This is a genomic window from Flavobacterium commune (assembly GCF_001857965.1).
Classification (GTDB): Bacteria; Bacteroidota; Bacteroidia; order Flavobacteriales; family Flavobacteriaceae; genus Flavobacterium; species Flavobacterium commune.
Genome location: NZ_CP017774.1, coordinates 3,454,443 through 3,470,533, shown reverse-complemented (window position 1 = coordinate 3,470,533; position 16,091 = coordinate 3,454,443). Strand labels below are relative to the sequence as shown.

11 protein-coding genes are annotated in these 16,091 nt (G+C 34.4%); 3 read left to right on the top strand and 8 right to left on the bottom strand.

Going from position 1 to position 16,091, the window contains the following annotated elements; genetic code table 11:
* Positions 1-112: 112 nt before the first annotated feature.
* Positions 113-2,278 carry an endonuclease MutS2 gene (locus BIW12_RS14375; RefSeq protein WP_071185748.1) on the top strand — a complete coding sequence of 722 codons (2,166 nt, stop codon included), beginning with the start codon at positions 113-115 and terminating at the stop codon, positions 2,276-2,278.
* 193 nt (positions 2,279-2,471) lie between these two features.
* Positions 2,472-2,915, top strand: coding sequence for a thiol-disulfide oxidoreductase DCC family protein (locus BIW12_RS14370; protein WP_083382144.1), 444 nt, complete (start codon positions 2,472-2,474; stop codon positions 2,913-2,915).
* A 60-nt stretch (positions 2,916-2,975) separates the two neighbouring features.
* On the opposite strand, the gene acs is transcribed toward BIW12_RS14370, so the two are convergent.
* A complete protein-coding gene (gene acs, locus BIW12_RS14365) occupies positions 2,976-4,883 on the bottom strand; it encodes an acetate--CoA ligase (protein ID WP_071185747.1) in 1,908 nt (635 codons plus the stop codon).
* 346 nt (positions 4,884-5,229) lie between these two features.
* Here acs and BIW12_RS14360 point away from each other — a divergent pair, with 346 nt between their 5' ends.
* Positions 5,230-5,916, top strand: a complete 687-nt coding sequence (locus BIW12_RS14360) for a hypothetical protein (protein WP_071185746.1) — start codon at positions 5,230-5,232, stop codon at positions 5,914-5,916.
* Positions 5,917-6,190: 274 nt separating this feature from the next.
* Here BIW12_RS14360 and BIW12_RS14355 read toward each other — a convergent pair whose 3' ends face one another.
* The 7 genes from BIW12_RS14355 to BIW12_RS14325 form a co-directional block, all read right to left on the bottom strand.
* Complete coding sequence (locus BIW12_RS14355) at positions 6,191-7,606, bottom strand: hypothetical protein (RefSeq protein ID WP_071185745.1); 1,416 nt, start codon at positions 7,604-7,606, stop codon at positions 6,191-6,193.
* Between the two features lie 329 nt (positions 7,607-7,935).
* Positions 7,936-9,408, bottom strand: coding sequence for a ketol-acid reductoisomerase (ilvC, locus tag BIW12_RS14350; RefSeq protein WP_071185744.1), 1,473 nt, complete (start codon positions 9,406-9,408; stop codon positions 7,936-7,938).
* Positions 9,409-9,423: 15 nt separating this feature from the next.
* Positions 9,424-9,954 (bottom strand): acetolactate synthase small subunit, encoded by a 531-nt coding sequence (ilvN, locus tag BIW12_RS14345; RefSeq protein ID WP_071185743.1) that lies wholly within the window; start codon positions 9,952-9,954, stop codon positions 9,424-9,426.
* 4 nt (positions 9,955-9,958) lie between these two features.
* Positions 9,959-11,647, bottom strand: coding sequence for a biosynthetic-type acetolactate synthase large subunit (gene ilvB / locus BIW12_RS14340; protein ID WP_071186456.1), 1,689 nt, complete (start codon positions 11,645-11,647; stop codon positions 9,959-9,961).
* 82 nt (positions 11,648-11,729) lie between these two features.
* Positions 11,730-13,403: a dihydroxy-acid dehydratase gene (gene ilvD, locus BIW12_RS14335; protein ID WP_071185742.1), complete on the bottom strand. Its 1,674-nt coding sequence runs from the start codon at positions 13,401-13,403 to the stop codon at positions 11,730-11,732.
* A gap of 274 nt (positions 13,404-13,677) precedes the next feature.
* Positions 13,678-14,796, bottom strand: coding sequence for a 3-isopropylmalate dehydrogenase (gene leuB, locus BIW12_RS14330; RefSeq protein WP_071185741.1), 1,119 nt, complete (start codon positions 14,794-14,796; stop codon positions 13,678-13,680).
* Positions 14,797-14,855: 59 nt separating this feature from the next.
* The gene (locus tag BIW12_RS14325) at positions 14,856-16,031 is read right to left on the bottom strand and encodes a 2-isopropylmalate synthase (protein WP_083382182.1); all 1,176 of its coding nucleotides are present in this window, start codon (positions 16,029-16,031) and stop codon (positions 14,856-14,858) included.
* Positions 16,032-16,091: the final 60 nt, after the last annotated feature.

Here is a 16,091-nt window from a genome sequence, read left to right as displayed (position 1 = left end):
ATCCTTTTACAATTAAGCAAATCTTTATGAATCATAGCGAAATCTTTAAAAATCTTCGTGAAAGAATCTCTACTATTACCTATTTTTGCATAAAAAGAAGCACTCACAAAGAATGATATCCATCACCGAAAAAACATTACAAGATCTACAATTTCCAACGATTCTCGAAACCATTTCAGAGATATGCAATACCGAAATTGGAAAAGAAAAAGCACTTCAAATTACTCCTTTTAGAGACAAGGAAAGCCTGATGCAAGCTTTGTTACAAACCTCGGAGTATGTTTCTTCTTTTCAAAACAATAATGCGATTCCAAATCACGGTTTTGATGCGATAACAAACGAAATAAAATTCCTTGCAATTGAAGATAGTTTCCTTGAAGTAGGTAGTTTTAGAAAAATTGCTACGCTTTCTTCAACGGTAAATTTCCTCTTGAATTTCCTGAGAAAATTTGATGATTACTATCCAAATATCAATGCCAGAGCTTCACGCGTTGAACTTACTAAGGAAATTGTAGCACTTATTGATACTGTTGTCGATAAATATGGTGAAATAAAAGACAATGCTTCTCCTGTTTTGTCAGATATTCGCAGAAATATGAATATGGTTCGCGGCAAGGTTAATCAGAGTTTTGGTATTGCTCTGACTCAATACAATGGTTTAGGATATTTAGATGATATTAAAGAAAGTTTTGTGCAAAACCGTCGTGTTTTAGCCGTTTTATCAATGTATCGCCGAAAAGTGAGAGGTACTATTTTAGGAAGTTCTAAAACTGGAAGCATTGCGTATATAGAACCTGAAATGACGCTGAAATATTCCAGAGAATTGAGTAATTTAGAATACGAAGAAAAAGAAGAAATCACGCGTATTTTAAAACAATTATCGAATGCTATTCGTCCGTTTTTACCTTTATTAAAAGAATATCAGGACTTTTTAAGTGATGTTGACGTGATTGCTGCCAAAGCAAAATATGCTGAAAGAATCAATGGAATTTTACCAAATATAACTGAGGAACGCCGTTTGTATTTTAGAGACGCCTTCCATCCTATTTTATATTTGACTAACAAACAAAAAAAGGAAGTTACTCATCCACAAACGATCGAATTACAACAGGAAAACCGAATCATTGTGATTTCGGGACCTAATGCCGGAGGAAAAACCATTTCGTTAAAAACGGTAGGCTTACTCCAATTAATGCTACAATCAGGAATGCTAATTCCGGTTCATGAACGCTCAGAAACTTTTTTATTTGACAGAATCTTGACCGACATCGGAGACAATCAATCTATTGAAAATCATTTAAGTACATATAGTTACCGACTAAAGAACATGAACTACTTCCTGAAGAAGTGCAATAGCAAAACCATGTTCCTGATTGACGAATTTGGTACTGGTTCAGACCCTGAATTAGGAGGAGCCTTGGCTGAAATTTTCCTGGAAGAATTCTACCATCGGGAAGCTTTTGGTATCATTACCACTCATTATGCTAATTTGAAAATTCTTGCTAACGAATTGCCTTTTGCTACCAATGCCAACATGATGTTTGATGAAAAATCACTGGAACCCATGTATAAACTGGCTTTAGGACAAGCGGGAAGTTCGTTTACTTTTGAGGTAGCACAGAAAAATGGAATTCCCTTTGGATTAATCAATCGTGCCAAAAAGAAAATCGAAGTTGGGAAAGTGCGCTTTGATAAAACCATTGCTACCTTACAAAAAGAGCGTTCTAAACTCGAAAAAACGTCTCAAAACCTGAAAGAAGAAGAAACAAGAGCGCGCGAAGAAGGTAAAAAGATGGAATCTATCAATACCAAAATCAAGCAGAAACTGGAAAGCTATCAGGAATTGTACGACAGCAATCAGAAAACGATTTACATTGGTCAAAAAATAGAGGATATTGCCGAGAAATATTTCAATAATAAAAACAAAAAGGAATTGATAGGCGAGTTTTTGAAAATAGTTGAAATCGAAAATTCGAAACGTAAAAAAGCGACTCCAAAAGAGACTAAAGCCATTGTAGCCAAGAAAAAAGAAATCATCGATGAAGTTAAAGTTCAGGTTGAGGAAATTAGAAAAGAAAAGAAAGAGAAAAAACTAAAACCTGTAATTGAAAAGCCAAAACCGATTTTAAAAGTAGGTGATCGCGTGAGAATGCTGGACGGAAAAGCTGTGGGAAGTATTGATAAAATTGAAAAGAACAAAGCCGTTGTTAATTATGGTTTGTTTACTTCTAAAGTAAGTTTAGATGAGTTGGACTTGGTGGAAGCGGTGAAAAAGTGATCAGTTTGAAAAAGTCATTGCTTCGTTCCGATAGCTATCGGAACGAAGCAATCACACTAACACGAGTAAATGCAGTATGTAAAAAAATAAGAAAATGAGATTCTTTCGTTCCTCGCACTAAAAAAGAGGAACCCGTTTTTCTACATCAATTTGATGAATTAAAAAATTTAACAGCTGAATAATACCAATTGAAATGGAAACACCTGATGAGATTGCTTCGTTCCTCGCAATGACTGCAGAAAACAAAAAAATAATACTCTTTGATGGCGTTTGCAATTTGTGCAATTCGGCAGTGCAGTTTATTATTGAAAGAGATAAAAAAGATGTGTTCCGGTTTGTGACTTTGCAATCGGATTTCGGGAAAGAAATTTGTAGTTACATTGGTATCGATCCAAAAATGACTGACAGTATTATTCTGTACGAACCTGGAATTGCTTATTATTATAAATCCCAAGCTGCTTTTAAAATCGCTTCACAATTAGGCTCTTTCTATAGTTTACTTGCTGTTTTTAAAGTTTTACCCAGAAAAACCTGCGATAGTATTTACGATTATATTGCTAAAAATCGCTACAGTTGGTACGGCAAAAAAGAACATTGTATGATTCCCTCTCCTGAACTAAAAGCGAAGTTTATTTAAAATAGTATTCCAAAAAGTTCTACATAAAAAAAAAAGCTGCTTCGAAGCAGCTTTTTAGAATTATTTTTTCTCACTTTGAATTTCTTCGATAATCTCCGGATTCAGTAAAGTACTGGTGTCTCCGTAATCAGAAAAATCTCCCGCTGCGATTTTCCTGAGTATTCTACGCATAATTTTTCCGGAACGCGTTTTTGGCAATCCTGAAACAAACTGAATCTTATCTAATTTAGCAATTGGTCCTACGTGATCAGATATGTATTGATTGATTTCGATAAAAAGATTCTCTTTATTTCTAATCTCACCAGTTTCTTTCAAAATAACATAGCCATACAAAGCATTTCCTTTTACATCATGTGGAAATCCTACTATGGCGCTCTCAGCAACAGCCGGGTGTTCATTAATAGCATCTTCAATTGGAGCAGTTCCTAAATTATGTCCTGATACAATAATTACATCATCCACACGACCTGTTATTCGGTAATAACCTACTTCATCACGTAAGGCACCGTCTCCTGTAAAATATTTTCCGGGATATTGCGAAAAATAAGTATCGATATAACGTTGATGATCGTTCCAGATGGTTCTTGCCATTCCCGGCCAAGGGAATTTAATACACAAGCTACCTACCACTTGGTTTCCTTCGATTTCATTTCGCTTATCATCCATCAAAACAGCCTGGATTCCAGGTAATGGGAATGTAGCATAAGTAGGTTTTGTAGGGGTGATAAAAGCAATTGGCGATATCATAATTCCTCCCGTTTCGGTTTGCCACCAGGTATCCACAATTGGACATCTTTTTCCGCCCACATGATCATTGAACCAGTGCCAAGCCTCTTCATTAATTGGCTCCCCTACTGATCCAATTACTTTTAAACTTTTAAAAGGATATTTCTGTACGTATTCTAGTTTTTCTTTTGCCAATGCCCTAATGGCTGTTGGTGCCGTATAAAACTGACTTACTTTGTGTTTTTCGATTACTTCCCAAAAACGACTGAAATTAGGATAGGAAGGTACTCCTTCAAAAATTACAGTTGTTGCACCATTCAATAATGGACCATATAAAATATAAGAATGACCTGTTATCCAGCCAATATCGGCAGTACACCAGAAAACGTCATTCTCTTCATAATTGAAAACATTTTTAAAAGTATAGGCTGTGTAAACCATATAACCGGCAGTAGTATGCACCATTCCTTTTGGTTTTCCGGTAGAACCCGAAGTATAAAGAATAAACAAAGGGTCTTCGGCATCCATAATTTCAGCTACACTATTATCAGAAGCTTCATCTAATAATGGTTGTAACCAGATATCCCTGCCCTCTTTCATATTGATGGCTGTATTGGTTCTTTTCGTTACCAAAACAGTACTAACCGAAGGGCAACTTTGTAATGCTTCATCAGCAATTTCTTTTAGTTCCACGGTTTTATTACCACGGTAACCACCATCAGAAGTAATAAGCATTTTACTGTCGCTATCGGCAATTCTAGTTGCTAAAGCCTTAGCCGAGAATCCGGCAAAAACCACAGAATGGATTGCTCCAATTCGGGCACAAGCCAAAATAGATACTGCCAATTCCGGAATCATAGGTAAATAGATACATACACGATCGCCTTTTTTAATGCCTTGCTCACGCAAAACATTAGCCATCTTGCATACTCTTTGGTGTAATTCGTTATAAGAAATGTGTAATGCTTCTTCATCCGGATTATTCGGTTCAAAAATAATTGCCGTTTTTTCACCTCTTTTATTAAGGTGTCTGTCAATACAGTTTTTAGCAATATTTACTTTAGCACCGGCAAACCACTGAACATCAGCTTCTGCCATATTAAATTCAACCACCTTGTCCCACGGTTGGTACCATGTGAAATTTTCTTCGGCTATTTTTCCCCAAAATTTTCTTGGTTCTCTGATGGACTTATTGTAATGCTTAAAATATTGTTCTAAATTATCGATTTTGTAGTAGCTCATCCCTTTTTATATTTTTGATAAATATATTAAATCTCAATCTATTCTCTAAAAAAAATAAATCATAAATCGCCGCAATTTAATTAAAATAACGAAAAAGTAAGCCCAATAAAATGCAAAATATTGAAAATCTCGTTAAAAAACACTTTTATCTAAAACACAAATATTTAGAAACCAGTCTTTGTTATTTCTTTGTCAAAAAGAAATATTCTGATTAACTATCCTAAAGCTTCAGAAAATCCAACAAAACAGTGGCTTTTAAATTTTACTGCACTTTGTCGATTATTTTTGTTAATTTTTTCTAAAATATTTAATTTAGTATCAATCCTTAATCTATAAAAAGAAAATTATGAAAAAATTACTACTTAGCCTACTCGCTTGTGCATCACTTCTTTCTTGCTCTAATGATGACAATGATGACAACAATTTATCAAACAGTCCAACTGCAACAGCCAGTTATGACAGTAAAAATTATGGTATTTACAAAGGTGTTTTTGTAGGATCAACAGGAACTATTGTGATTAATTTGAAAAACAATGGAACGACCTTATCGGCAACTTTGGTTATTGACGGTACTTCTTACACTTACACTTCTCAAGATGCTGTGACTGAAGGATCAAACACAGAAATTACTTTTACTCATAACAATGATTATTTTGATTTTACTGTAAATGCTAATGGAACTAATCCAACCGTTTCTAATATCCACATTAGTGGTCACCCTGAGGCCGCTATTAATGTAGGCAAAGAAGAATCGGACGTTCAGGTTTATTGTTACGTGGGTACTTTTATTGAAGACGGTATTACGGGTGGTACCTGGAATTTAATTATTTACGGAAACAAAGTTACGGGAATGGTTTTGCCAAATGACGGTCAGGTTTTACCATTTATTGTGGGTACAATATCTAACAATACCATTACCGCATCTATCCCCGATACAGCTACTATTACAGGAACACTAAATGGAAATACTATAACTGGAAATTGGGTTTCATCTACAGGAAGTGGAACCTGGAAATCCACCAGAAAATTATAAAATTAGAACATTCCTAATAATTGACGAAAAAGAGGCTATTTGTTTCCATATAGCCTCTTTTTTTCAATAAGATTCAGGAAAAACTACAAATCTCTTCTTTTTATACTTGCTTTAATTTCTGCAATTCTTTTTCTTGTTAGTTCTTCTAAATAAGTTGAATATATTAAAGGTTGCATACTACCGCCTTCATATGTGAAGCATCAAACTCTTTGTTCTGTTTTTAAAAGTAAGAAGGTTCTCGTTGCAATCTAGAAGTAAGTGCGCTAATTTTAAATCACAATTTTATTTTTATTCCCGTTATAAAATAATCTGGGTTATCTGTTCCAAATGCCATAAAAATATAAAGAGTATTGTTCTTTATAATTGGTGACACAAAACCGCCTAAATGATCCCAAGCCCAATTATAAATAGGGTATTTGTTATGCAACTGAACTGGATTTACTATCAGTGGACTTCTAGGATCATGTTTCCAAGTATCATTATTCAATTTCATTAAACCATATTCCCTGTTATTTGAAGTAAGATAATTAGAAGGTAATTCTTCTCCACCAATAAGCAAGTATAACTCGGAATTAAAATTAATATAATTAGCATCATCAGCTTTTCCTCTTAAGTAACCACTACTGCTAGTTCCTTTATGAATCATTGTAGAAGAAACAATACTTTTGTTTAAGTCAAGAGCATCAAATAAATTTGAAGCTATGACTTCATGAATTTCTCGATCAATAAAATTTGGATTTCGTTTATGAAATAAAATTCGATACTTATTATTGAATTTTGTTATTGCTAATGGAAAACTATTATTGTCTAGTCCATTCCATTCGGGAATATTAATTTCCTTGGGAGGCTGTATAATTGTAAGATTCTCATCAATAATCATATATGCCGAAGTATAATTATTATTAGGTTCTTGTACACCCAATAAAACTAATAAATTTCCATTGTCTAATTTGAAAGGAGTTCCTGTAGAAAATACATTTCCATTCGTTTTAGCAAATGGAATCATATCAGTACTAAGTAGCTTTTTATTTTCAAAAACCCAATTCTCCAGATTTGTACTCGTCGCATAATATATACTTCTTTTATCGTGTGCTCCAAATACAATTGGAGTTAAAAGAATATAACTCCCATCTGTTTTTTCAATAATACCTCCTGATTGTATATAATTAAAATTTCCTTCGGTTACAATAGTTGAATAAGGATTGAATAAAGGGCGATCATTAATTATTTCGTAATTAATAAATGGATTAAAAAATTCTAAAGTGCTTCCAATACTTGTGCTTAGTCTCCCTGAATAGGTACTTCCTAAAGAAATCCATCCACTTTGAATATCTACATTTGTAATTTCTACAATTGTTGAAGCTTCACTATTTTGAGTTACAAACCAACTTTGATTGTTAGTAGCTTTTACCAGTAAGTTTTTTAAATAAGGATAATTTGTTTTAATCCGATTATTTATTTTGTCATATGCTGTAATTTTTATCGGGTTTCTCCTTTCGATATTACTTATTATATCTGAAATTAACGCATTTGAAAAAAAACTATTTAAACTTCCGTCTGGAAATTTTTCTTCCGGAATTACATTCTCATCGTCTATAGGGTCGGGATCATCTGCTATTTCTGAGCTATCAGGATTACAAGAAATGAGTAAGGATAAAGAAAGGAATAAAAATAGTAACTTTTTTTTCATAGGTTAATTTAAGTGACTTTGTCAAGTTTTTTTAGTTGTTTTTCTGGTCTGTGATTAAATCACATAAATCAACTTAAATAGGCAAATTTGTTTGATTTAAGTCATGTGTAAAAGCAAGTTCAAATATATAAAAATTATCATACAAATCACTTTTTTATAGCTAATGTGCTTGCTTTACTTCGTGCCTCACAAATCCTCGCAGTGGCAATATTTGGTACTCATTATGAAACTATTGAATACCAAAAGAGCTCTGTTCCTGTAAATTAAACACAAAAAAGGCGAAGTAACTTAATACTCCGCCTTTTTGAATTAACTATAATTGTAAAGAATTATACAATTTTTTTCATTGCAGTCATTGACTCTCTTAACCAAGCTCCAACTTCTTCAACCGGGTGATTTCTGATGATTGAATTCACATCGATTAATTCTTTGTTGTCAACACCGTTATCTCCACTATTGAATGGACGACCAATTAAGTTAGATGGTGCATTTTTAACGTACTCAGCGATTAATGGCTTACAAGCATGGTCAAATAAATAACATCCGTACTCAGCAGTATCAGAGATTACACGGTTCATTTCGAACAATTTCTTTCTTGCAATTGTGTTAGCAATAAGTGGAGTTTCGTGTAATGACTCGTAGTAAGCAGACTCTTCGATAATTCCTGAATCAGTCATAGCTTCAAAAGCTAATTCAACACCAGCTTTTACCATAGCTACCATTAATACTCCGTTGTCGTAGTATTCTTGCTCAGAAATTTCAACATTTCCAGCTGGAGTTTTCTCGAAGTTAGTTGCTTCAGTAGCAGCTCTCCAAGTCAATAAGTTTTTATCGTCATTAGCCCAGTCTTCCATCATTGTTTTAGAGAATTCTCCAGAAATGATATCATCCATGTGTTTTTGGAATAATGGACGCATGATGTCTTTTAATTCTTCAGCAGTGTTGAATGCAGCAATTTTAGCTGGATTAGATAATCTATCCATCATATTTGTGATACCACCGTGTTTCAATCCTTCAGTGATAGTTTCCCATCCGTATTGGATTAATTTAGAAGCATATCCAGCATCAACACCTTCAGCAACCATTTTGTCAAAACATAAGATAGAACCTGTTTGTAACAAACCACAAAGGATTGTTTGCTCTCCCATTAAATCAGATTTAACTTCAGCTACGAAAGAAGAACGTAAAACTCCTGCTCTGTTTCCTCCTGTTGCAACAGCATACGCTTTTGCCTGATCTAAACCAAAACCATTTGGATCGTTTTCAGGGTGAACAGCGATTAATGTAGGTACACCAAATCCTCTTTTGTACTCTTCACGTACTTCAGATCCTGGACATTTAGGAGCACACATAATAACTGTTAAGTCTTTACGAATTTGCATTCCTTCTTCTACGATATTAAAACCATGAGAATATGATAATGTAGCTCCTTGCTTCATTAATGGCATAATTGCAGTAACTACAGCAGTATGTTGTTTATCTGGTGTAAGGTTGCATACTAAATCAGCTGTAGGGATTAATTCTTCATAAGTTCCTACATTGAAACCATTCTCAGTAGCATTTCTGTAAGAAGCTCTTTTTTCAGCAATAGCTTCAGCACGCAAAGCGTAAGAAATATCTAAACCTGAATCTCTCATGTTTAAACCTTGGTTCAAACCTTGAGCACCACAACCTACGATAACTACTTTTTTACCTTTTAAAGCTTCGATTCCGTTAGCAAATTCGGATTGATCCATGAATTCGCAAACGCCTAATTGTTCTAATTGTAATCTAAGTGGTAATGAATTGAAATAATTTGCCATTTTCTAATATTTAATTTATGATTTTAATTCCTCTAGTAATAAACTTGTCACTTCCATTTTTTCTTTGGAAACTGATATTCTTCCTGAACGCACAAATTGCATGATTCCGAAAGGCTTTAATTTTGCATGTAATTCTTCTATTTCAGAACGTCTTCCTGATTTTGAAATCACAAAAAAGTCTCTTGATACCGTTACAATTTCCGAATGACTTTCTTTGATGATGTTTTGAATTTGTCTTTCGTCAAATAATAAGTTAGAAGCGATTTTGAATAAAGCACTTTCCAGAAAGATAGTTTCCTCATCTACATGGTAGAAAGCTTTAATTACTTCAACTTGTTTTTCGATTTGACCCACAATGTTTTGTACCCATTTTTCAGTAGTATCTACTACAATTACAAATCGGGAAACGTTTTCAATTTCCGATTCGGATACATTTAAACTCAATATATTGATGTGGCGTTTCAAGAATATTCCTGATATTCTGTTCAATAAGCCAACGTTGTTTTCTGAATAAACAGAAATCGTGAATGTTTTATTTTCTTCCATAATATTAACTTAATCGGATGTCAGAAACCGAAGCTCCTGTTGGAATCATTGGGAATACATTGTTTTCTTTTTCTACCATAACTTCAAGGAAATAAGAGTCTTTAGAAGCCATCATTTCAGCAATTGCTTCATCTAGTTCTTCTCTTTTAGTTACTTTACGAGCTTTGATATAATAACCTTCGGCAATAGCACAAAAGTTAGGATTTGTCATCACTGTAGAAGCATATCTATAGTCAAAAAACAATTCCTGCCATTGACGCACCATCCCTAAAAATTCGTTGTTTAAAACTACAATTTTAACCGGAACTTTCGTTTGATGAATCGTTCCTAATTCCTGAATGTTCATTTGGAAACCACCATCACCAATAATAGCAACTACTTCGCGATCCGGACGCCCCATTTTAGCTCCAATGGCTGCTGGTAAAGCAAATCCCATAGTTCCTAAACCTCCAGAAGTTACATTACTTTTAGTTTGATTGAATTTTGAATAACGACAAGTAAACATTTGGTGCTGACCAACATCAGAAACCATTATTGCATCACCTTTTGAATGTTTGTTAATCATTTCGATAGTTTCTCCCATAGAAATTCCTTTTCCGTTAGTTGGAGCTAACTCTTCGTTGATAACTGCATCCAATTCAATTTCATATTTCTTCTTGAATTCGTTGTGCCATTCTTCGTGAGTATTCTTTTCGATAAAAGGTAATAATGCTGTTAAAGCTTCTTTTAAATCCGCTAATACAGCAACCTCAGTTTTAACGTTTTTATCAATCTCAGCCGGGTCAATTTCAAAATGAACTACTTTAGCTTGCTTAGCATAAGTTGCTAAATTTCCAGTAACACGGTCGTCAAAACGCATTCCTAATGCAATTAAAACATCGCATTCGTTAGTTAAAATATTAGGGCCGTAATTTCCGTGCATTCCTACCATTCCTACGTTTAATTCGTGTTCTGTAGGTAATGCAGAAAGACCTAAAATAGTCCAGGCTGCAGGAATTCCTGATTTTTCAATTAAAGCTTTCAATTCTTCTTCAGCCTTACTTAGAATAACCCCTTGACCAAAAACAATCATTGGTTTTTTAGCCTTATTGATTAACTCAGCCGCTTCCTTAACCTTGTCTAATTTTAAAATCGGTTTTGGATGGTAACTTCTGATGTCGTTACATTTTTTATAACTAAAATCTAAAGTGTCAAACTGAGCATTTTTAGTAATATCAACTAATACTGGTCCCGGACGTCCTGAACGTGCAATGTAAAATGCTTTTGCCATAATCTCAGGAATTTCATCTGCTTCGGTAATTTGGTAATTCCATTTGGTTACCGGAGTTGAAATTCCAATAATATCCGTTTCCTGAAAAGCATCAGAACCTAATAAATGTTTCCCTACTTGTCCGGTAATACATACCATTGGAGTAGAATCGATTTGAGCATCGGCAATACCTGTAACCAGGTTTGTAGCTCCAGGTCCTGAAGTTGCGATTGCAACCCCTACTTTTCCGGTAGCTCTGGCAAAACCTTGGGCAGCGTGAGCTGCACCTTGCTCGTGACGCACCAATACGTGGTGCAATTGATCTTGAAATTTATATAATTCGTCGTAAACCGGCATTATGGCACCACCTGGATATCCATAAACTAAGTCAACTCCTTCGGCTAATAAGCATCTGATAACTGCTTCTGCTCCTGATATTTTCATTGTTTGTCTTTTTTGTTTTGGCAATTTATTTTTTCGAAATCAGATTGACATTGCAATTGATTTTTAAAATTGTAATTGACTATTATTTGTCAGTAACACATCCTTCAGATGCACTGGATACTGAACGCATATATTTAAGTAAAACTCCTTGTTTGATTGGTGATTCTGGTTGTTTCCAATTGGCTTTACGTCTTGCAAATTCTTCATCAGAGATTTTCATATTGATGGTGTTTTTTACCGCATCAATTGTAATAACATCTCCATTTTCGATTAAAGCAATTCCGCCTCCTTCGTAAGCTTCCGGAGTAACATGTCCTACTACAAAACCATGAGAACCTCCTGAGAAACGGCCGTCAGTGATTAAAGCTACACTGCTTCCTAAACCAGCTCCCATAATAGCAGAAGTTGGTTTTAGCATTTCAGACATTCCAGGACCACCTTTTGGGCCGCAATAGCGGATAATGACGACATTTCCTGGTTTTACTTCACCAGCCTGAATTCCTTTGATTACTTGTTTTTCTCCTTCAAAAACTACAGCTGTACCTTCAAAAAATTCACCTTCTTTTCCACTAATTTTTGCCACACAACCTTCTGAAGCAATATTTCCGTATAAAATTTGGATATTTCCTGTTGGTTTTAATGCTTTATGAATTTCGAAAATTACTTCTTGCCCATCATGTAAATCTGGAATTGAAGCTAAATTTTCAGCGATTGTTTTACCTGTAACCGTTAAACAATCTCCATGTAAGAAACCTTCTTTTAGTAAATATTTCATTACTGCCGGAACGCCACCTACATTATGTAAATCTTCCATTAAATATTTTCCACTTGGTTTCAAGTCGGCCAATAATGGTGTTTTATCACTGATATCCTGAAAATCTTTTAATGTCAATTCGATTCCTACAGAATGCGCCATTGCAATTAAGTGCATTACTGCATTTGTAGAACCACCTAAAACAGCCACCATTGTAATCGCATTTTCGAATGCTTTACGTGTCATGATGTCTCTAGGTTTAATATCTTTTTCTAATAATATTTTGATTGCTTTTCCGGCATCAACACATTCTTGTTTTTTTTCCGGGCTCAAAGCAGGATTAGAAGAACTGTATGGCAAACTCATTCCTAATGCTTCAATTGCTGATGACATAGTATTAGCTGTGTACATTCCGCCACAAGCACCTGCACCTGGACAAGCATTTTGAATTACACCTTTAAAATCTTCAGGAGTAATAGTGTTACTGATTTTTTTTCCTAAGGCTTCAAAAGCAGAAACAATATTCAAATCCTGACCTTTCCATTTTCCCGGATGAATAGATCCACCGTAAACCATAATAGACGGACGATTTACTCTACCCATAGCCATTAAAGCTCCTGGCATGTTTTTATCACATCCCGGAACAGCAATCATACCATCGTACCATTGTGCACCCATAACAGTTTCGATAGAATCGGCAATTACATCACGAGAAACTAATGAAAAACGCATTCCGTCATTTCCATTTGACATACCATCACTAACACCAATGGTATTAAAAATCAAACCTACTAAATCTTCTTTCCATACTCCTGTCTTAATATCTTTAGCCAGATCGTTCAAGTGCATGTTACACGGGTTTCCGTCGTAACCCATACTTACAATTCCTACCTGTGCTTTTTTAAGATCTTCTTCTGTCAATCCAAGTGCATATAACATCGCTTGGGAAGCAGGCTGTGTTTCGTCTTGAGTAATTGTCTTGCTATATTTATTTAATTCCATCTTTTTTATTTTTTTTTTGTGCTGATATAATTCCAAAAAAAAACTCCCATTTTATTGGGAGTCATATAATATTATTTTTCAATTATATTAATAGTTTCCCTTATGCACTTGTTGATACAACAATGACATTAACGACAGAAACTAATACAATTGAATTTTTCATTTTCTTTTTTTGATGGAACAAAAGTATAAAAACCTTTATACCTAAAAAAATAAAAATTAAAAATTTATGAATTTCTTATCATTAATTTCAATTATTTATCAAAATAGTAGATTATACTATTGTTGATTGACCTAAATGCACATTATCATTATTAAAATACATTAGGTCGTCTTTATTTAAAATGAAATTGGAAACAAATTCCCCTACTTCATTAGTTCCAAATTTTGTATCCGGATTCAGATCTATCGTAACCACATTGTATTCAATTGCTTTTTCTACTCCTTGATATACTTTTTTAGCTTCTTCGTTCAAGCCAAAATGTTCCAACAACATTGCTGCCGAAAGTATCGCTGCAAAAGGATTGGCAATATTTCTTCCTTTTGCATGAGGATAAGAACCGTGAACCGGTTCAAACAACACATTTTTTTCTCCTAATGAAGCTGATGCTAAAACTCCTATTGAGCCTGTTATAACACTGGCTTCATCAGATAAAATATCTCCAAATAAATTCTCTGTCAATATTACATCAAACTGTTTCGGATTTGATATAATTTGTTTTGCTGCATTATCAGCATACAAAAAATCTAAAGTTACATCTGGATAATCAGCTCCAATACTTTTAACTACATTTCTCCATAAACGTGAAGTTTCAAGAACATTAGCCATATCAACTAAGGTTAATTTCTTTCTTCTGTTTTGAGCTGATTTAAATGCTAAATGCGCAATTTTTGAGATTTCGGCTTCAGTGTATTCACATAAATCAGAAGCAATTGTTCCTGATTCATTTAGTTTTTTTTCTCCAAAATAGATTCCGCCAGTTAATTCTCTGTAAATGATAAAATCAACTCCTTCGACTACTTCTCTTTTTAAAGGAGAAACATCAACTAAGCCTTTAAAAGGCTTAAGAGGTCTGATATTTGCATAAAGATTTAACTCTTTTCTCAATCGCAACAATCCTTGCTCCGGACGAACTTTTGCATCAGTATCGACATCGTATTTCGGATCACCGATAGCACCCAGCAAAACAGCATCGGTATTAAGACATAGATTTAATGTTTGTTCAGGAAGCGGCGACCCTGCTTTATCTATAGCAATAGCTCCCACAAGCGCATCTTCAAAAATAAAATCATGTTCGTAAACGACTCCTATAGCGCACAAGGCTTTTTTAGCCTGTAAAATCACTTCAGGACCTACACCATCACCCGACAACACAGCAATTTTTAAGTTCATGAGATTGATTTTTAATTAAAACGCTGCAAATTTAATCATTTAAAATTCCTAAGCTCTAACTATCGTTTAATTAAATCACCTTCAATTTTCGAAGCCGCAATAATCAAATGAATATCATCGTCTAAAACTTCTTTTTTAACATCGGCAAATTTCAAAAACTCAACATAGACAACATCTAACTGTGTTTTTGTTAGCTCATACCCTACTTTTTTAGCTCGATATGCTAATGCTGCTCTACCACTTCTGGCAGTAAGCACAATTGAAGATTCATTAACTCCTACATCTAAAGGATCAATAATTTCATACGTAGCTCTGTTTTTAATAACACCATCCTGATGAATTCCGGAACTATGAGCAAAAGCATTAGCTCCAACAATAGCCTTATTAGGCTGAACCATCATCCCCATACTTTCAGAAACCAAACGACTCATTTCATTCAATTGTTTGGTGTCGATATCAGTATATAAATTCAAATCCGGATGTTGCTTAAAAATCATCACTACTTCTTCCAAAGCAGTATTTCCGGCTCTTTCCCCTATTCCATTGATAGTACACTCAATTTGTCTGGCACCGTTAATAGCTCCTGAAATTGAGTTAGCTGTTGCCATTCCTAAATCGTTATGACAGTGACAAGAGATAGTTACATTATCAATACCTTTTACATTTTCTTTAAGGTATTTGATTTTTGCACCATACTCATCAGGCAAACAATACCCTGTAGTGTCAGGAATATTTAATACTGTAGCTCCTGATTTAATAACTTCTTCACAAACTTGTGCCAAGAAAGCATTGTCAGTTCTCCCTGCATCTTCTGCATAAAACTCTACATCTTCAACATAAGATTTAGCATGGGCTACAGCGGCCTTAGCTCTGGCAATAATATCTTCTCTTGTTGTTTGTAATTTATGTAATATATGAGATTCTGATGTCCCAATACCAGTATGAATACGTGGTCTTTTAGCATGTTTTAAGGCTGCGGCTGCTACATCGATATCGTTTTTTACAGCTCTGGTAAGACCACAAACTGTAGCATTTTTAACGATTTTACTAATTTCAGTAACAGACAAAAAATCACCAGGACTAGAAACCGGAAAACCAGCTTCAATAATATCAACCCCCATGTTATCTAAGCGTTCAGCTATAACAAGTTTTTGATTGGTATCTAATTTACATCCTGGAACTTGTTCCCCGTCTCGTAAAGTGGTATCAAAAATTTGGACTTTGTCTCTATTCATTTTCATTTATTTAATGTAATTTCACATCTTGATAACAAAAATATATTCTTTACTTTGGAT